The sequence below is a fragment of the Persicirhabdus sediminis genome (assembly GCF_016595495.1).
Classification (GTDB): Bacteria; Verrucomicrobiota; Verrucomicrobiia; order Verrucomicrobiales; family Akkermansiaceae; genus Persicirhabdus; species Persicirhabdus sediminis.
This window is the reverse complement of sequence record NZ_JAENIM010000039.1, coordinates 442,205-461,115: the sequence shown is the minus strand read 5'-3', so window position 1 is coordinate 461,115 and position 18,911 is coordinate 442,205. Positions and strand designations below refer to the sequence as shown.

The following is an 18,911-nucleotide window of genomic DNA, read 5'->3' as shown; positions in this document are numbered from 1 at the left end:
ATAACGACCATGAGCCTTCGCCAGCAATTAAACGACACCCTGCCAAATTTACTCCCAGCCCACCCTAAAGAAGCCATCAAAGGGACTGAGCTGATTCGCCTGGTACGCATGAAGCTGGACGGCCATTACTCAGATGCATCGCTGCGCTATCACTTTTCTATCATGTCGTGCGATCCTACCTCGCCGATTGCTAAGGTAGAAAAAGGCCAAGGGTACTACCGCCGCACCGCTCCGGTACCAGCTCTAGCTGGCGCCCAAGAGCTGCTCTCATTCTCACAAGGACGGTTAGACGACCTGATGTCAGATTCTGGCACCGTCGACCACGTGCTCATGCGGATCAAAAAATTCCGCGCAGTGGTGACTCGTTGGTGTGAAATCAATGGTCGCTTCCCATTCATCTTCCGCGAGCCATTTTCTAGCGTCGCCCCATTAGGCAACCTGTGGAAATTTCCCGAGCTGGTGATGGTTGACTGGGAAACTGCTAACATCGACAACCCATCGTCCGTACTGCGGTTGAAAAGCCACCTCGGCTTGCCGCCATTCCGCCTCAGCGCCCTGCGCCTGCGCATCCAGCCTACTCACGATACTTTCCGCGAAGATTTCTATCAAACACTCAGCGCCGCCCAGTGGTCGCAGAGTGGCGAGCTCTTCTACGCCGCACCTATTGAAGACGAAGCACTAGCTGAATCCATGCGTAAGCTCAGCTCCACCTTCGGCATCGGCATCACCACATTTGGCCTCACCGCTGAGGCGCTAGACGAACTCCCCCGTCCAGCTAACATCCTCAATGCTCACCCGCGTGAGACAGAAGCATTGATGGAAAGGTTAGACATCAGCCGCATCACTTCGTCCAAACCAAAATCACACATCGACTGGCCTGCCTTAGAATCTATCCAAGGCGATAGCTCAGAGGTCAACTTGCTCATCGACTGGCTAACAGACTGCTCTCTATCGGGCGAAATCAAAAGCTATAGCGACTTCACCATCGAGCTCTAACCTGAATGATCGTATTTAACGCATCAAAAGCCGCCTGCGACTTTTTCACCGTCGTGCGCAAGGGAGAAAAACGAAGCGCCGTAGTCCCTTACGACAATAAAGACCCCGAGTTAGACTCAGTCCTTCTCCCCCAGCCAGACGGCAGCCCACAGCCATTTATCAGCCAGTGGGCAGTGCATGTTTTGAAATTCCAGCGCAAGAATGTGCTGGTCGCCATGCACCATAAAACACGTTATAGCATGTGCTTCACCAATCTCAAAAAAGGTGACTTCGAAGGGTTTCTCGACGAGTTTTATATGCGCCTGCTCAACAACATGTTCAAGCAAGCCACCACAGCAAAACTGATAGACGACAATGGCAACAACTTCAGCCAGCTAGAAGACCGTTATTTCGACCGCCACGAGTCAGCATTGATCATCAAACGCTCCAACAGCTCAGTCATCGGCACACTCAACAGCCTTAAACTATCTCTCGATTCTATCCTCAGCGATGAACTCGACTGGCCACAAGACTTCGATGACGCATCAGAAATCGACAGCGAACTCAACGAAATCCCGCGCAGCACAAAAGCAAAACAAGACCTGTTCATGCCGCAGGACGAATTCTTTAGCGACTTCATCGGCAAATATACCGACGTCTCCGCCAGCCAGCTCAACCAATTCCTCCACCAGTCACACGAGCTCACCCAACTGGTCGATCCAGCTGAACAACAAATCCAACAGCGAGATCTACCAAGCAACGTCATCCAGCTCGCCGACTACCACCCAGGGTTAAAAAGTTAGGCTTCGCCTAAGGTCCTCCCGCGGTCGCGGGATGAAGGTACGGCTTCACCTAAGGTTCGTTACACTGCAAGTACGGCCTGCGGCCTAAGGTTCTCCCGCAGACGCGGGATGAAGGTACGGCTTCACCTAAGGTGCGCTACGCTGAAAGTACGGCTTTGCCTAAGGTTCGCTATGCTTAAAGTACGGCCTGCGGCCTAAGGTTCTCCCGCAGACGCGGGATGAAGGTACGGCATCTAGACTGCGTGTGCTTTAGCACCGCTCTTGGCTCAAAGCTAACATGACAGCGCGATCTACGATCTGGTATGTATTGATCAACAGTTGATCAATACCAACTCTTGGCCCCAAGCTAACACGATCACCTAATCGCCCCCCTTCACCAATGCAGCCAGAACCTTCAGCTAGGTTTCATCGTGCTGGAATTCACACCTCTCTCCTCACCATTCTCTCTTCAAGCCCGCAGGGATTGCTTCATCGTGCTGGAAACTCACTCTTCTCTCTTCAATCACCGATCATTGAAAATATATTCTTGCTAGCTACGGGGTATAAATAGCTAACTCCATATGCGATGCCATCCAGCTTGGTCACCCGCCCTAGCTGGATAACCTTTATGAAGGAGTCGCAGCGCGAGAACCTCACCTAACTCATGAATCCATCTCAAATCAAAAACATCTTCTGGGACGTCGACGGTGTCTTAGCCGACCTCAACTACGCGTACTTCCACTTTCTAACCAAGCACCCGAACTACCGCGACCGCTATGCAGGATTGAAGTGGGAGCAACTGCCGGAGGTTCTGCCTATCCTGCCCGAATACGGCGCACTCGAACTCAAAACCCACCCTGAGCTCGGAGTGGAGATGGACCGTGACTTCTGCGCAGACCAATCTTTTTTCCGCAACCGTCCGCTTTACCCAGGCGTGATCGAAACCCTCAAACGCCTTGACGCAGCTGGCTACCGTCAGTTCACCATGTCGGCCACCTTCGATGTCGTAGCCAAAACGGCTTACCTCAACGAGGTGCTAGCCCCGGTCACCGATTTCCTCACCATAGAATGCGTGCAACATGGTGAATTCATGCAGGATACCGCCAAAGCCGACAGCCTTCGGAAGGCCTATGAAAAATACGATCTCAAGCCAGAAGAAACGATTCTGGTAGACGATCGCATCTACAACCAATGTGCAGCGATCGACTCCGGCGCCCACCCGGTTCGCCTGCGCTGCGAGTTCACCAGCGACCTGCCCGCAGAACTCAACTGGATACCCGAGTTTCCAGACGTAGCCGCAGTCGCAGACTGGCTAACATCTAAAAAATCGGACCGCGCTTAGCTCCTAGCTAACAAGACCTTACAATAGCCCCCTCCACCAACCCCGCAGGGATTGCCGCCTGCTAGGCTTCATCGTGCAGGAATTCACTCTTCTCTCCTCACCCTTCTCTCTTCAATCCCGTAGGGATTGCCACAGGCTAGGCTTCATCGTGCAGGAATTCACTCCTCTCTCCTCACCCTTCTCTCTTCAACCCCGCAGGGATTGCCGCCAGCCAGGTTTCATCGTGCAGGAATTCACTCTTCTCTCCTCACCCTTCTCTCTTCAATCCCGTAGGGATTGCGCCACTGCGCTGAAAGCGCTCAAGAACAAAGCTCGGGGCTTCAGCCCCGAGAATACTCAGCCCCCTAACGCGTCCTGAAGGGACGCCAGAAAACACCACTCCGCCAGCTAGTTAGATCCAATCTAACAAAACTCATTCTTTCACTCCACACTTCAACCTCAAGGATTGCCAGATCTCGCAATTCTATCACACAACAAATCCTACAATTTTCTTCTTCCCCTATCAGCTTCGATTTAGCACATTATCTGTTATCAATAAAACTTGTTACCCCCATCTATCACCTGACGCGGGCAACGATTCACACAATCCACTGACCCAGAGTCACTAAACTCACTTCACATACATGCCAGCCAAGAAATCCGCCCGCAAGGTGGCCACCAAAGCCGCAAAAAAAGCGGTTAAAAAGAAGACGGCCAAAAAAGCCGCTAAGAAAGTCGTGAATAAATCCTTCGAGGAATCTCTCTGGGACACCGCCACCAAGCTGCGCGGCTCCGTTGAATCGTCGGAATACAAACACGTCGTGCTCTCGCTGATCTTCCTCAAGTTCGTCTCCGACAAGTTCGAGGAGCGCCGCGCCGAGCTCGTGGCCGAGGGCAAGCAGGACTACCTTGACATGGTCGAGTTCTACACCATGCGGAACGTTTTCTATCTGCCAGAGACCTCCCGCTGGTCCTACATCCAGCAGCATGCTAAGCAGGGCGACATCGCCATCAAGATCGACTCCGCCCTCACCGACGTCGAGAAGAGCAATGCCTCGCTCAAGGGCGCCTTGCCCGACAACTACTTCTCTCGTCTCGGGCTCGATGGCAGCAAGCTCTCCGCCCTCATTGATGCCATCAACAACATCGACACCGTCGAGGACAAGGAGGAGGACACCGTCGGTCGCGTCTACGAATACTTCCTCGGCAAATTCGCCGCCTCCGAGGGCAAGCTCGGTGGCGAGTTCTACACCCCGAAGTGCGTGGTCAATCTCATCGCCGAAATGATCGAGCCCTACCGCGGCAAAATCTACGACCCCTGCTGTGGCTCCGGTGGCATGTTCGTCCAGTCCATCAAGTTTGTCGAAAGCCACCACGGCAACAAGAAGGACATCTCCGTCTACGGGCAGGAGTTCACCGCCACCACCTACAAGCTGGCCAAGATGAACCTCGCCGTGCGCGGGCTCTCCGCCAACCTCGGCGAAGTCCCCGCCGACACCTTCTTCAAGGATCAACACCCCGACCTCAAGGCCGACTACATCATGGCCAATCCCCCCTTCAACCTGAAAGACTGGCGCGGGCCCGACGAACTCGTCAACGACGGACGCTGGAACGGCTACGAGACCCCGCCCACCGGCAATGCCAACTACGCCTGGATTCTCCACATGGTGAGCAAACTCTCCGAAAACGGCGTCGCTGGCTTCGTCCTCGCCAACGGCTCCATGTCCACTAGCAACAAGGGCGAAGGCGAGATCCGCCAAAAGCTCGTCGAGAACGACCTCGTCGACTGCATGATCGCCCTGCCCGGCCAACTCTTCTACACCACCCAGATCCCCGTCTGCCTCTGGTTCCTGACCAAAAACAAAAAGGCCGACAGCGAGCGCGACTACCGCAATCGCGAGGGCGAGACCCTCTTCATTGATGCCCGCAAGATCGGCTCCATGATCTCGCGCACGCAAAAGGAATTGTCGGTGGAAGATATTGCGCAGATTGCCGAGACCTATCACTCGTGGAGAGCGAGCACGTGCGCGAATGATGAATTATCAATGATGAGTGATGAATTGAAAACTCAGCATTCAGAACTCAGCACTCATCATTCCACCTACGAAGACGTCCCCGGCTACTGCAAATCCGCCACTCTCGAACATATCCGACTTCACGACTACGTCCTCACCCCCGGCCGCTATGTCGGCGCAGCCGCGCTCGAAGACGATGGGATTCCATTCGAAACAAAAATGAAGGACCTCAGCGCCACTCTCTTTTCTCAGATGAAGGAAGCGACCGCACTAGACCAAACGATCCGCCAAAACCTCAAATCCCTCGGCTATGAAGAATAATTCAACATTCATAACTCATCATTCATCATTCGCCGCAGGCGCACCGGAGGGCTTGGGGTATGGGAAATAGTTGGGAAACCGTCCGGCTGGGCGATCTGATCGAGATCCGAGGAGGTTTCTCTTACAAAGGTAGCTTCATCGGCAAGGGTGACTCAAAACTTGTAGGAATGGGATGCGTTTCGTTCTCAGAACGCTTTCTCGACAACGGCTGTAGAAACTATGGTGGAGAATTCCCCGAGACCCACAGATTGAAACCAGGCGACATTGTCATCGCGACAAGACAACAGTCCGACAACCTCCCCATCCTCGGATTCCCTGCGATTATCCCTGAATACTTGGAAGGTCGCGATGTAATCGTCGCCACTAACCTCTATAAGCTCACCAATCACTCCGATATCCCGAATCGCTTTTTGTATTGGTTGCTGCGAGGGGCTGAATACAGGAATCGGATCTTGTCGTGTTCAAAAGGCACAACCGTTCGCATGATAACAAAAGATGCGATCGAGGATTTTTATTTTAGGTGCCCTCCGGACGATGAGATAAGAAAAATCACTGACATCCTAGACTCCTTCGATGACAAGATTGAGTTGAATCGGCGGATGAATGCGACGCTGGAAGGGATGGCGCAGGCGCTCTTCAAAAGCTGGTTTGTGGACTTTGACCCGGTGATCGACAATGCCCTCGCCGCCGGCAACCCCATCCCCGACGAACTCGCCCCCCGCGCCGAAGTCCGCAAGAAAGCACTCGCCAACGGCACCGCGAACCGCGAAGCCGCCAAAGCCTTCCCCGCCGCCTTCCAATTCACCGAAGAACTAGGCTGGATTCCTGAGGGTTGGGCGGCGAAACAAATGGGGCAAATGTTGCGCTCAGTTTCTGACACTTACCCATTGAAGACTGTCGATGAGATCATCTTCCTCAATACAGGCGACATTCTAGATGGAAGGTTCCTACACGCAGACTACTCGGCAACAGCTGGGCTTCCCGGGCAGGCGAAGAAATCGATTCAGAAACACGACATTCTTTACAGCGAGATTCGTCCCAGAAACCGACGCTTTGCTTACGTTCATATCGATGGCGCCCAACATGTAGTCTCCACGAAACTAATGGTCCTTAGGGCAACCAGCGAGATTAGCTCATTGTTCGCCTATTTGATTCTAAAACAGGATTCCACAATCGATCACCTGCAAATGCTAGCAGAGTCTCGGTCAGGAACCTTCCCGCAAATCACTTTCGATGTCCTCGCTGGGATTCAGGTGGCTTTGCCGCCTAACCTAGAGCTAGTCGAACTCTTTACAGACAAAGTCCTAAAATCAACGCAGGAGAAGCAACTGCAGCTGGACGCTTCAACCGAAACCCTCACTAAACTCCGCGACACTCTTCTTCCCAAACTCATCTCTAGAGAACTCCGCATCCCCGAATGCAAACCGTTACTGGTATTATGAATATCAATTTTAGATACTATAAATCTGGCCCTTTAGTTTCATTAATTGCTCTCACATGGGCTGGTTTAGCTTTAATTTTAAAAAGGTATGCGTGGGACAACGACATACTTTTGGGAATTGGCCCGAGCGTTGGAGTTGGTCTCCTTTTGTGGCTTTACGACAATTACCTGTGGAACATCCCCTGGCTCGACAAACTCAATACAGTCCCAGACTTAAACGGCACATATATAGGCAATATACAGTTCAATAGGACAGGCACTAGGGAAAGCCGTGAATGTTCATTATTTATCAAGCAAACGTGCTCAAAAATCAAGGTAACGACTGCATTTCCCAAAAAGGAAACCGAAGAGCCTCCCACTAAATCAACAAGCTTAGAGGCTTTCATTAGCACAGATGAAGTTGGAGACCATTCACTATATTTTTACTATCACAACCCTGGCTCCTGTCTCAATGGAGATACTTTAAATCCACACGATGGAATGAATGTTCTGCATATAGATCAAACCGATACTCTCACCACTTTAGATGGTTACTATTTTACGAATAGAGACCCTCAAACAAAAGGCTGCATGACAGCTACAAAACAAACCTCATAAACATGAACACCCACAACCTATTCATTAGCTTTAATAAAAAAATTAAGCTCACAGATTCTAAGAAGAAGAAACTGGAATCAAACCGAGATGCATTAAGACAGAAAATTCGTGACTATTTCGAAGAAAAGGATTGGAGCGATCCTAAGTTCCACTCTCAAGGTTCTTACCCTCTTGATACAAACTTGAACCCTATAAAGGGTGAGGATGTAAATGGAGACCCTACCGAAGAGTACGATCTCGATGATGGCGTGTATTTCATCTGTAAGGAGGCTGATAGAAAAAACCCCGAAACATATCATGACCGTATAAAGGCGGCTGTCGAAGGTCATACTGACCAGCCAGTGATAGATAAATCAACATGCGTAAGGGTCACATATGCCGATGGGCACCATATCGATTTGCCTTCTTACTGGATGGAAAATGACGATGACACTCCGCAGCTAGCACACAAGTCTCAGGGCTACACAGATAGCGACCCGAGAGAGTTTAAGAACTGGGTAGACCAGAAAATATCTGATTCAAGCGAAGTGGGACAACTGCGTAGAATTATACGTTACCTGAAGGCTTGGAAGGATCACAGAGAAACACAAAATAGTAGTCTTAAACTACCTTCCGGATTTATTCTCACTATTCTTGCATGCAACAACTACGTTTCAAACTCGAATGATGATGCAGCACTACGCGAGACTGTGAGGGCCATCAAGGAAGAGTTAGATAGATTTTTCTGCTGCTACAGACCTACCACACCTTGCCACGAAGACTTACTGTCCGGATACAAGGCCGATAATGTAAAAGATGAGTTTACGAAGCTTCTAAACCAAGCTGACCTAGCTAAAAACGAAGATTGCGAGTATGAGGCGTCTCTAATGTGGAGAAAATCGCTAGGAGATAGGTTCCCTCTGGGGCTAAAAAAAGAAGAAGAAACAAAATCAGCAAACCACTCTAACAAGGCGGTCGCAGCATCGAACCCATGGCGTTCACAGTAGAACAGAGTGATCTACAGGCGCTCGACCTGGAGTTTCCCGGTCTAAATTTTAGCCGTGCACGAAACTGCATTTGGGGGACACTATCCTTCGCATGTAGCTGTGACCGCAAAGACCAGAAGATCATCTATTCTAACTGCGGCGAATCTTACATCGAGGACAGCTATGAAATCAAAATTGATTTCAGTAATAGGGATACTTTTGGCTTCCCGGTCGTTTATGAAGAATCAGAACGCATAGCTACGAGTCTTAAGGCGGGAGAAATTGATGACAGCAAGCGCCATATTGATACATCTGATGGGAGCTGCTGCCTGGGCATTTTCCCAGAATATCAGTGGAATGGAGTGACCAACTTTCTTTATGAAAAAGTCATCCCATTCTTCTACTGGTATTCTTTTCTACAACATCATGGAGAACCACCGTGGCATGGTTTCGCACATGGCCATCCTGGTCTTATACAAGCTATGAGCATGGTACCTTCAAAAGTATTAAAAGGCAGATATTCAAATAAGCTCTGCCCATGTGATTCAGGAAAAAAATACAAGGTTTGCTGTAAAAGTAGAGACTTAGCTCTTTTGAGAAAAATCCCTCTTAAACTCCGAATTCCCTAATAATCAGCATGAAGTTAACCGAAGCCCAACTCGAAGCAGGCGAACTCAAGGGTTCGAATGATGAATGCTAAGTTATGAATGATGAATTACCAGACACACCAGCCGGCGAATTCCTCCTCTACACGACCGAGGACGGTAAATCGCGGGTCGAGTGCCGATTCGAGAACGAGACGATCTGGCTCTCACAGGCCTTGATGGGAGAACTCTTTGATCGAGATGTGCGCACGATCAACGAGCACCTGAAAAATCTCTATGAGGAGGGGGAACTCGCGTCAGAAGCAACTATCCGGAAATTCCGGATAGTTCGATTGGAGGGCTCTCGAGAAGTCAAACGGGAGATTGAACACTACAATCTGGAAGCCATTCTTGCCGTCGGTTTCCGGGTAAAATCCCCCCGTGGCACTCAGTTCCGCCGCTGGGCAAATACCCGCCTACAGGAATACCTCGTCAAGGGCTTCACGATGGACGACGAGCGGCTCAAGAATCCCGACATCTCAGGCAGCTCGGCCGTCCCAGACTACTTCGATGAGCTTCTCGCCCGTATTCAGGACATTCGGGCCAGCGAGCGACGTGTGTATCTCCGAGTCCGGGAAATCTTCGCCCTCGCCGCCGACTACGAGCCGTCGCGAAAAGATTCGGTCAAATTCTTCCAGATCATCCAGAACAAGCTCCACTTCGCCGCGACCGGCCACACCGCCGCAGAACTCATCGCCGAGCGCGCCGACGCTTCCCTGCCGAACATGGGGTTGACGGTCTGGAAGGGAGAGATCGTTCGCAAAGGCGATGTGACCGTGGCCAAGAACTACCTGCAGGAAGACGAAATCGACGAGCTGAACCGCATCGTCGTGATGTGGCTGGACTTTGCCTTCGACCAGGCAAAACGGCGCAAGCAGATCTTCCTGCAAGACTGGCAAACCAAGCTCGACGAATTTCTCAAGTTCAATGACCGCGATGTCCTCACCCACGGAGGTAAAGTGACCAAGAAAGATGCCGACGAGGCTGCCAAAACGCAATACGATCAATTCGCCGAACGAAGACGAATCTCGATGGAAGAACGAGGCGCTTCTGACTCCATCAAAACCCTCGAAGATCTCAGTAAGGAAGGAGATTCAAAGTGATGAAATTCACCGAAGCCCAACTCAAATCAGCCGGCGCCCATGGGGCGAATGATGAATTATAAATGATGAATGCTGAATTTGACATAAGCCAACGTAGTTTTGATTTCGCCGTGCGAATAGTGAAGCTCTGCCAATTTCTTGAAAAGCAGAGTGGTGTTCCTCGCACATTAGCCAACCAATTACTTCGCTCAGGGACTTCAATTGGAGCTAACATTGAAGAAGCTCAAGCAGGCCAGAGCAAAGCGGATTTCATCGCGAAAATGTCAATCTCACGGAAAGAAGCCCGAGAAACACTTTATTGGATCAAGCTCTTGGAGGCTACCGAGCTTGTAACTTCCGATAAAATTGAAGGTCTTAAAACCGAAGCCGATGAGGTCGTGCGTATACTCACAAGCATCGTCAAAACAGCCCAACAACGAAAATAATTCAGCATTCATGACTCAGCATTCAAAATTCAGCGAAGCTGCCCTAGAATCCGCCATCATCAGCCTCCTCGGCGAGCAAGGGTTCCCTCACGTACTGGGATCCGCGATCACGCGTGCTCCTGAAGAGGTCTTGATCAAGTCTGACTTGCGGTCCTTCCTCGCAAGAAAATACGCCGATGATGAGATTACGGCGGGTGAAATAGAATCTGTGATCAAGCAGCTGGATGCGTACTCGGCTGCCGACCTCTACGCCAGCAACAAGGCGATCATGAAGCTGGTGTGTGATGGTTTCCTGCTGAAGCGGGAGGATCGCAGCCAGAAGGACCTGTACGTCCAGCTGATAGATTACGCGGAGCTAGAGGCATTCTGGGAACCGAAGCCCGGTGAAGTGCCCTCCATCGTGGCTGAGGAGCCGGCAAAATTCCACGGTGGACTGAATATTTTCAAGATCGTCAACCAGCTGGAGATCGTCGGCCACGAGACACGCATTCCGGATGGCATTCTCTACATCAATGGCCTGCCGCTGGTGGTCTTTGAATTCAAGAGCGCGATCCGCGAAGAGGCGACGATTCACGATGCTTACGTGCAACTGGCCACCCGCTACGCCCGCGACATCCCCGAGCTGATGAAGTACCATGCCTTCTGCGTGATCTCTGATGGCGTGAATAACAAGGTTGGCAGCATCTTCGCCAAATACGATTTCTTCTATCCATGGCGCAAGGTCACAGGCGATGAAGTGATTGAAAAAGATGGCATCAACTCGCTGCACACGATGATCAATGGCCTGTTCGATAAACGCCGCTTGATCGATGTGATCCGCAACTTTGTCTACCTGCCCGATGTCTCACGCACCGAGGAAAAAATTGTCTGCCGCTACCCACAGTACTACGCCGCCCGCAAGCTGTTTGCCAACATAGCGGCTCACCGTAAACCTGAAGGTGATGGTAAGGGTGGCACCTACTTTGGCGCAACCGGCTGTGGCAAAAGCTTCACCATGCTCTTTCTGGCTCGGCTGCTGATGAAGAGCGTGGAGTTCTCCTCCCCTACCATCGTGCTCATCACCGACCGCACCGATCTCGATTCCCAGCTCTCTGACCAATTTTCTAATGCTAAAGGCTACATTGGCGACGCGGATATTGAGAGTGTGCAGAGCCGCAGTGACCTGAGAAAGAAACTCAAAGGCCGCAAGAGTGGCGGCGTATTTCTCACTACAGTTCATAAATTTAATGAAGATGCCGAGTTGCTCACCGATCGCTGCAACGTGATCTGTATTTCCGACGAGGCCCACCGCAGCCAGGTCAATCTCGACCAGAAGCTAACCATCACCGATAGCGAGGTGAAGAAATCCTATGGCTTTGCCTGGCACCTGCACAACTCCTTACCAAACGCGACCTACGTTGGCTTCACGGGCACCCCAATTGATGCCACTCTGGATGTGTTTGGCCAAGTGGTCGACTCCTATACCATGGCGGAGTCGGTGAAGGATGAGATCACCGTACGCCTGGTCTACGAAGGACGCGCCGCCAAAGTGCTGGCTGACAACTCGAAACTCAAGGAGATCGAAGCCTACTACCAGCGGTGCATGGAGGCTGGCTCTAGCGACTACGCTGTGGAGCAAAGCAAAAAGGTCATGGCGAGCATGAAGAGCATCCTCGGCGACAAAGATAGGCTGGCAGCACTGGCTAAGGATTTTGTCACCCACTACGAGACTCGTATCGAAGAGGGCTCCACCATTATGGGGAAAGCGATGTTCGTCAGCTCCAGCCGTGAGATTGCCTACGATTTCTACAAGGAAGTGATCAAACTCCGCCCAGAATGGGCAGAGGTGCGAGTCGCCGCCGAAGGCGTGGAACTGAGCGACCAGCAGAAGAAACAAATCAAACCGATGGAGCGCATCAAGATGGTGATGACTCGCGGCAAGGATGACACGAAGGAGCTCTACGATGTGCTCGGCTCCTCGGAATATCGCAAGATGCTCGACGGCCAATTTAAGAATCCACAGTCGAACTTTAAAATCGCCATCGTAGTGGACATGTGGCTGACCGGCTTTGATGTGCCATTCCTCGATACCATCTACATCGACAAACCCGTGCAGAAGCACAACTTGATCCAAACCATCTCCCGCGTGAACCGCAAGTTCGAAGGCAAAGACAAGGGGCTGGTGGTTGACTACTTCGGTATCAAGTCAGCCATGAATCAAGCGCTGGCTATGTATTCAAAAACGGATGCCACCAACTTCGAGGACGTTCAGCTCTCGATTACCGAAGTCCGCAACCACCTCGACCTACTGGCGAGGATGTTTCACGTATTCGACAGCACCGCGTATTTCGCTGGTGATGCCGTCGCCCAGCTAGACTGCCTCAACCGAGCCTCCGAGTTCGTCCAGCTCACCGACAAGATCGAACACCGCTTCATGCAACTAGTGAAGCGCCTGAAAGCCGCCTACGATGTCTGCTGTGGTGCGGAAGAAATCACCGAAGCAGAGCGCGACCAAATCCACTTCTACTTAGCGATCCGCTCGATCATTGCAAAGCTCACCAAAGGCGATGCTCCGGACACCGCCCAGATGAATGCCAAGGTGCGGGAAATGATAGACGAAGCCATCAAGAGCGACGGCGTTGAAGAGATCTTCAAGCTCGGCGATGACCAAGCCAGCCAGATCGACCTCTTTAATGAAGACTACCTCACCAAGATCTCCAATATCCAGCTGCCAAATACCAAGGCAAAGCTGCTCCAGCAACTTCTCAAAAAAGCGATCTCTGAGCTCAAAAAGGTGAACAAAATGAAGGGCGTGGATTTCTCCGAAAAATTCAATAAACTCGTCGAGAAATACAACGAGCGCAAAGAAAGCGAAGCCTGGACAGCTGAAGGCATCGACGACCTCGCAGAAGAGATGCTGGCAATGTTCCATGAGCTGGCCAAAGAATACAACCAAGGCGATATGCCAGATGGCATTGCCGATATGGAAGTGAAAGCCTTCTACGACATACTCAAGGCTCTAGCGATCAAATACAAGTTCGACTACCCAGAGGAAAAACTCATTCCTCTATCGGAGAAAGTAAAGTCCATCGTCGACGACAAAACCAAATACACCGACTGGAGCCAGCGCGCTGATATCAAGGCCGAGCTGAAAGTAGATCTCATCATGGCTCTAGCCGATAAGGGCTACCCACCAATGATCGACCGCGACGAAGTCTATAAAGAGATCTTTGAGCAGGCGGAGAATTTTAAGAAGTATCAGGAAAGCCGCTAGCCAGCCAAGTCGCATCACCATTCAGCCCTCAATATTCATCATTCGCCAAAGGCGGTAAATTCAGCGAGGCTGCCGCCGATCTCGACTAAATTTCACAAAAACGCCCTTCAACTTGTGAAAAAAAATGTTATCACAAAGGCATGCAATCTATTGAAAAAAAGACATCTGCAAGGATATACGGCAACCATAGGGGTTGGGCGTTTTCCAAGATTGACTTTTTAGATCTGGGCAGTGATGCCGACATACGCAAAGCTCTATCTGAATTGGCGGCAAAAGGAACCATTCGTAGGGTTTTGCGAGGGGTCTACGACTACCCACGCATCAGCAAGCTGCTCAACACAGAGATGGGGCCAGACCTTGATCAACTCGCACGCGCCCTGGCCCGCAGGTCTGGTTGGCGTATTCAGCCTTCAGAAAATACCGCACTCAATCTCCTAGGACTATCAAGCCAAGTTCCCGCGCAAAGCGTCTACCTCTCCGACGGACCCAGTAAAACGTATGAGATCGGAAATCTTGAGCTCACCTTCAAAAAAAGAACACTCAAAGAATCAGTATTCAAGCACAAGGAAAGTGAGCTGGTGGTTCAATCTCTCAAAGCATTAGGGCAAGCACGCATCGATGAAGAAATTCAGCAAAAGCTAGCGGCGAAGTGGTCGCCAATAATGTGGAAGAAAATCCTGCGTGACACCAAAACAGCCCCTGGCTGGGTCAGTGACCTCATCCTACAAATCTCAAAGCGCACAGAATCATGAACCGAGTGGCCGCATTTTCCGCGCAGGAACGCCATGAACTCTTCTCCATGACTGCGGCGCACATGGGTATAGGCTCAGTGGCTATTATCGAGAAAGATTTTTGGGTTTGCTGGACGCTGAAACAGCTCTTCGAGCACAACAAACTCTCCAAACTACTTATCTTTAAAGGCGGAACCAGTCTATCAAAAGTCTTTGGCTTGATCACTCGCTTCTCAGAAGACGTCGACCTCGTTCTTGATTGGAGACAAGTGACTCGGGACCATAACCCAATGGATGATCGCTCAAAGAGACAGCAAAGCAAGATCAACGAAACCCTCAACGACAACGCCATCACTTACATTGCTGAAACGATGATGCCATGGCTAAAGAAAGCGCTTGGCTCCCATTGTGAGCTAGATATCAAAGCTGATGAGAAAGATCAAGGTCACGTTGTACGGGTCAGATACCCCAAGATAGAAAACCCTATAGGCATACTACCATACATCCAACTTGAAATCGGCCCGTTAGCCTCATGGTTACCGCATTCGAAGCATAAGGTGACGCCATACGCAGCAGAGCATTTTCCGCAGCTATTTAATGAACCTCATAGCATGGTTCAGGCCATTGATGCAGAGCGCACTTTTTGGGAAAAAGCTACCATCCTTCATCAGGAAGCTAACCGCCCCGAAGACTCCCCTACCCCCACACGTTACTCACGCCACTATTACGATCTCTTTATGATGGCTGCCGATGCATCGCTAAAAGCGTCTGCATTAAGAAAGCTAGAGCTCCTTAATGATGTCGTGCTCTTTAAGAAGAAATTCTACCCGCGTAACTGGGCTAACTATGATGACGCCGTTACGGGGTCACTTAAACTCGTACCCCCGGTGCATGTCCTCACCGCCATGCAAAAAGATTATGACGCGATGCAAGAGATGATTTTCGGCGACTATCGACCTACTTTTGACGAAATTATTACATCGTTAGGAAAGCTAGAAACTGAGATCAACCATCCTTAAAACTCAGAGAATACCAACACAGCCCAATCTAACTAATTCATTATCAAACTTAAGCAGCTTACACAGAAATTACACAATATCACCCCATATTTGGGGCAAACTGGCACGACTGGCTCTTTCACTTGTCGCTAGAAATGAACCCTTCGTGCAACCTCAAACCCTTTAAATACGGGTAATTACAAGCTATGGCGGAGAGGCAAGGAATCGAACCAAGCAAAGACCATTACAGCCCTTCAACGGTTTTGAAAACCGCGGCGACCACCAGGCACACATCACTCTCCGGATAAGGTTAACGAATGTTAGCTTTATGAGGCACAGCGGCAAGATTAATTCCCGCTGCTGGTGAGAAAAGTTCAATTCGTCTAATCATTAGGTCTAATAACGCAGTTAGCTAGATAGCTTTCTCTCGCCCCTTTGGGGCTCATGTCATCTTGGGGCCTTACCCAGACCTGCGTTGGGCTTTCAGCCCTGTCTTGGTCTGGGCTGTAATTTCTCGGTCCTTTGGACCTATTTTTATAGCGAGCGATCCATCGTGATCGATGCCGATAAGTGGATGCACGCGGACGGGTTGGATTCCCCTATTAGCTAGAACCTCCAACTGGCTAGGCCATGCTACGGGCAAACTTAGTCGACTGTTAGGATTTCTGGCTAGCTCGATTTCAAACGTCTCGCTTTCTCTCGCCCCTTTGGGGCTCATGTTCTTTTGGGGCGTTTACCCAGACCTTCGTTGGGCTTTCAGCCCTGCCTTGGTCTGGGCTGTAGTTTCTCGGTCCTTCGGACCTATTTTTATGGCGAGCGATAGGTCGTGATCGATGCCGATAAGTGGATGAATGCGGACGAATAGAACTCGTCGCCGACTAGATTCGACAGCTGGCTAAATTCTCCTAACTAGATAAGATTTCTAGCTAGCTAGACTCCCCTACTGGCTAGAACTTCCAACTAGCTAGTCTTGACGAACTAGTTAATATTTCCAGCTGGTGAAATCTGCCAACCTGCTAGACTCAGCTAAGCAGTTAGGATTTCAGCTGAAGCTGGCTGCTAAATCTCTAGCTAGAACTGTCATTGTCTAGCTAGAATACCCTTCGTCGAAGCTGGCTTACTCTTCGAGTTCGCTGACTTTATCGAGGATCTTTTGGGCGATTTTTTTGTAGCCGTCGCTGCCTTTGGTTTTCAGCTCGTCTTCGGTGAGGTAGAATGGATCACCAACAATGAGCTTGATAGGATGGCGGCGCATGCGGCCAGAGCCACGAGGCAGCGCATCAAAGGCGCCAACGATTCTGATTGGCTGGATGAGTGCTTTTGAGCGCACGGCCACCATGCCGGTACCAGCTTGCGCTTCTTGGATTTTGCCATCTAATGTTCTCGCCCCCTCGGGAAAGATGACCACACGGTTGCCCTGTTTGAGCAGGCTGATCATTTTTTTCACGCTGCTGAGGTCGGCCTCACCCTGGCGCACCGGAAATGCATTCCAGCGCGGGTATAGCCAGGCACCCAGACCACGGAATAAAGTATGGCGAGCGACGTAATAATTTTCTTTATCGTAGGCGGCGGCGATGAATGGAGGGTCGAGAAAACTCTCGTGGTTACAGGCAATCAATACTGAACCGTCCTCTACCATCTTCTCCTTGTTGACAACACGGTAGGAGAAAAATGAACGAGAAAACGCACGAAAAAACCGTTGGCCTAACCAGTAAACAAGTTTCATGTCGATAAATGGGATGAGTTCTAATTTCTATCTAAAAAGCTCTGATCCAATCCTTGAGCTGTGAGAGCGGCAACGGCAGCTTCTATCACTTCCTCAAGAGTCATCTCTGAGCTATCAATCACAGTAGCACCATCGGCAACGATGAGCGGTGAAACTTTGCGTTTGGAATCTTGCGCGTCGCGCTTACCAACGGCATCCACTTCACCATCTGCGGCACGGCGCGCGGCGCGAACTTCTTCGCTGGCGTCGATGTAGAGCTTGTAAGGTGTATCAGGGAAAACCACTGAGCCGATATCGCGACCTTCCATGATCACGCTACCGTACTGTAGCAGGCCACGTTGTTTGGCTACGAGCAGCTCGCGAACTTCAACAATAGCGGCGATAGCGGAAACATTGGCATTCACCGCATCAGAGCGCAGCTCGCTTTCTAGCAGCTGGCCGTCCACCCACACTTCTGAGCTTCCTTGGTTGATTTTGCACTCGAAGTCAAAATCACTGAGCATGGCAACAACAGCAGCTGGATCGTTAGGAGAAACATTTTTCTGCAGAGCACCCCAGACGACGGCGCGATACATGGCGCCTGTGTTCACCATGTTTAATCCTAGCAATTTGGCTAACTTTTTGGCGACCGTGCTTTTTCCTGAGGCAGCTGGGCCGTCAATGGCTACTGCAATATGTTGTTGTCCGTTCATATCTATCAATTCGCTATAACTATTTCTAGCTAGTGGCTAGCTGGTCGCGCTTATCTTTAGCCGCTGCCAGCCACTGCTCTAATGCTGAGCGATCACCCCGCTCGAGCATTTCCAAAACACGATCTAACTCGTCTCGGCAATCCTGCAAAGGTGCCTTAAGAGCCAGTCTATTTTCCAATAAAATCTCTGCCCACATGCTGGCATCGCCAGAGGCGACACGTGTGGTATCACGCAAACCGGAGCCAGCTAGCTGACCGTCAGCTGGATTTTTTAAGCCAACCGTGGCACCTACTGAGGCAATCACATGTGGCATGTGGCTGACACGAGCAATCACTTCGTCGTGACATGACGCGCCGAGCTCGGAGCATCGACAGCCGAGTTTTTGCCAAAAATCTACCAGCTGGTCGACTTTGTCCTGAGCGACGCCTTCGTCGTTAGTGATGACACAGGCGGCGCCATCAAACAGATCGTGGCGCGATGCTTCCACACCTGCTTTTTCTGAGCCAGCCATCGGATGGCTGCCAATAAATTCTATCTGCGAGCCAGCCAGCAATGGTGGCAGAAGCTCGTGAGGGCATCCTTTCACGCTGCCCACATCGGTGAGCAGACAGGCCAGATCCGGCTGGATGGCTAAAATTTGCCCCAGCACGGTGGGCATGGCACCCACTGGTGTGGCGAGGATGATCAAGTCCGCCTCAGCAATGGCGGCGGCTAGATCTGTGGTGGCCCCGGCGATCCCTTTTGCCAATGCCTGATCTACCCCTTCTTGGCGACGCCCCCAGAGAGAAACTTTGGGGAAATACTTCGCCGCAGCTAGCGCGATTGACCCGCCTAGCAGCCCACAGCCGATAACTGAAACATGCCTCATCTTAATATCATAAAAAAGCCAGGTCTAAAAAGACCCGGCTGAAATCTTTGTAAA

16 protein-coding genes and 1 tRNA gene are annotated in these 18,911 nt (G+C 50.8%); 13 read left to right on the top strand and 4 right to left on the bottom strand.

All coding sequences use genetic code 11. The annotated features are described in order from the left end of the window. Nucleotides 1-9: 9 nt before the first annotated feature. The 13 genes from JIN82_RS09370 to JIN82_RS09310 all read left to right on the top strand — a co-directional run bounded on the left by JIN82_RS09370 (nt 10) and on the right by JIN82_RS09310 (nt 15,592). Nucleotides 10-996, top strand: a complete 987-nt coding sequence (locus JIN82_RS09370; protein WP_200311366.1) for a hypothetical protein — start codon at nt 10-12, stop codon at nt 994-996. 5 nt (nt 997-1,001) lie between these two features. Next, nucleotides 1,002-1,778 carry a DUF6933 domain-containing protein gene (locus JIN82_RS09365; RefSeq protein WP_200311365.1) on the top strand — a complete coding sequence of 259 codons (777 nt, stop codon included), beginning with the start codon at nt 1,002-1,004 and terminating at the stop codon, nt 1,776-1,778. A gap of 643 nt (nt 1,779-2,421) precedes the next feature. Then, on the top strand, nt 2,422-3,099 hold the full coding sequence (locus JIN82_RS09360; protein ID WP_200311364.1) for an HAD family hydrolase: 678 nt from the start codon (nt 2,422-2,424) through the stop codon (nt 3,097-3,099). A gap of 623 nt (nt 3,100-3,722) precedes the next feature. Then, a complete protein-coding gene (locus JIN82_RS09355) occupies nt 3,723-5,414 on the top strand; it encodes a type I restriction-modification system subunit M (protein ID WP_200311363.1) in 1,692 nt (563 codons plus the stop codon). A gap of 59 nt (nt 5,415-5,473) precedes the next feature. Continuing rightward, complete coding sequence (locus JIN82_RS09350; protein WP_200311362.1) at nt 5,474-6,856, top strand: restriction endonuclease subunit S; 1,383 nt, start codon at nt 5,474-5,476, stop codon at nt 6,854-6,856. Further along, nucleotides 6,853-7,452 carry a Cap15 family cyclic dinucleotide receptor domain-containing protein gene (locus tag JIN82_RS09345; protein WP_200311361.1) on the top strand — a complete coding sequence of 200 codons (600 nt, stop codon included), beginning with the start codon at nt 6,853-6,855 and terminating at the stop codon, nt 7,450-7,452. Before JIN82_RS09350 ends, JIN82_RS09345 begins: the two co-directional genes overlap by 4 nt. A gap of 2 nt (nt 7,453-7,454) precedes the next feature. Further along, the gene (locus tag JIN82_RS09340; protein WP_200311360.1) at nt 7,455-8,438 is read left to right on the top strand and encodes a CBASS cGAMP synthase; all 984 of its coding nucleotides are present in this window, start codon (nt 7,455-7,457) and stop codon (nt 8,436-8,438) included. Further along, nucleotides 8,423-9,046, top strand: a complete 624-nt coding sequence (locus tag JIN82_RS09335) for an SEC-C domain-containing protein (protein ID WP_200311359.1) — start codon at nt 8,423-8,425, stop codon at nt 9,044-9,046. Before JIN82_RS09340 ends, JIN82_RS09335 begins: the two co-directional genes overlap by 16 nt. Nucleotides 9,047-9,120: 74 nt before the next feature. Beyond that, nucleotides 9,121-10,164 carry a virulence RhuM family protein gene (locus JIN82_RS09330; protein WP_200311358.1) on the top strand — a complete coding sequence of 348 codons (1,044 nt, stop codon included), beginning with the start codon at nt 9,121-9,123 and terminating at the stop codon, nt 10,162-10,164. Nucleotides 10,165-10,229: 65 nt separating this feature from the next. Next, nucleotides 10,230-10,589, top strand: coding sequence for a four helix bundle protein (locus tag JIN82_RS09325; protein ID WP_343221740.1), 360 nt, complete (start codon nt 10,230-10,232; stop codon nt 10,587-10,589). 10 nt (nt 10,590-10,599) lie between these two features. Then, a complete protein-coding gene (locus JIN82_RS09320; RefSeq protein ID WP_200311356.1) occupies nt 10,600-13,842 on the top strand; it encodes a type I restriction endonuclease subunit R in 3,243 nt (1,080 codons plus the stop codon). A 140-nt stretch (nt 13,843-13,982) separates the two neighbouring features. Further along, nucleotides 13,983-14,594 (top strand): DUF6088 family protein, encoded by a 612-nt coding sequence (locus JIN82_RS09315; protein WP_200311355.1) that lies wholly within the window; start codon nt 13,983-13,985, stop codon nt 14,592-14,594. Beyond that, nucleotides 14,591-15,592, top strand: coding sequence for a nucleotidyl transferase AbiEii/AbiGii toxin family protein (locus JIN82_RS09310; RefSeq protein WP_200311354.1), 1,002 nt, complete (start codon nt 14,591-14,593; stop codon nt 15,590-15,592). The genes JIN82_RS09315 and JIN82_RS09310 overlap by 4 nt, the downstream gene beginning before the upstream one ends. 186 nt (nt 15,593-15,778) lie before the next feature. Here JIN82_RS09310 and JIN82_RS09305 read toward each other — a convergent pair. From JIN82_RS09305 to JIN82_RS09290, 4 genes are all read right to left on the bottom strand, one after another. After that, nucleotides 15,779-15,873, bottom strand: a tRNA-Sec gene (locus tag JIN82_RS09305). An 815-nt stretch (nt 15,874-16,688) separates the two neighbouring features. Continuing rightward, nucleotides 16,689-17,297: a lysophospholipid acyltransferase family protein gene (locus tag JIN82_RS09300; protein ID WP_200311353.1), complete on the bottom strand. Its 609-nt coding sequence runs from the start codon at nt 17,295-17,297 to the stop codon at nt 16,689-16,691. A 20-nt stretch (nt 17,298-17,317) separates the two neighbouring features. Beyond that, nucleotides 17,318-17,989, bottom strand: a complete 672-nt coding sequence (cmk, locus tag JIN82_RS09295; RefSeq protein ID WP_200311352.1) for a (d)CMP kinase — start codon at nt 17,987-17,989, stop codon at nt 17,318-17,320. A gap of 25 nt (nt 17,990-18,014) precedes the next feature. Beyond that, nucleotides 18,015-18,857, bottom strand: coding sequence for a prephenate dehydrogenase (locus tag JIN82_RS09290; protein ID WP_200311351.1), 843 nt, complete (start codon nt 18,855-18,857; stop codon nt 18,015-18,017). Between the last annotated feature and the right edge of the window lie 54 nt (nt 18,858-18,911).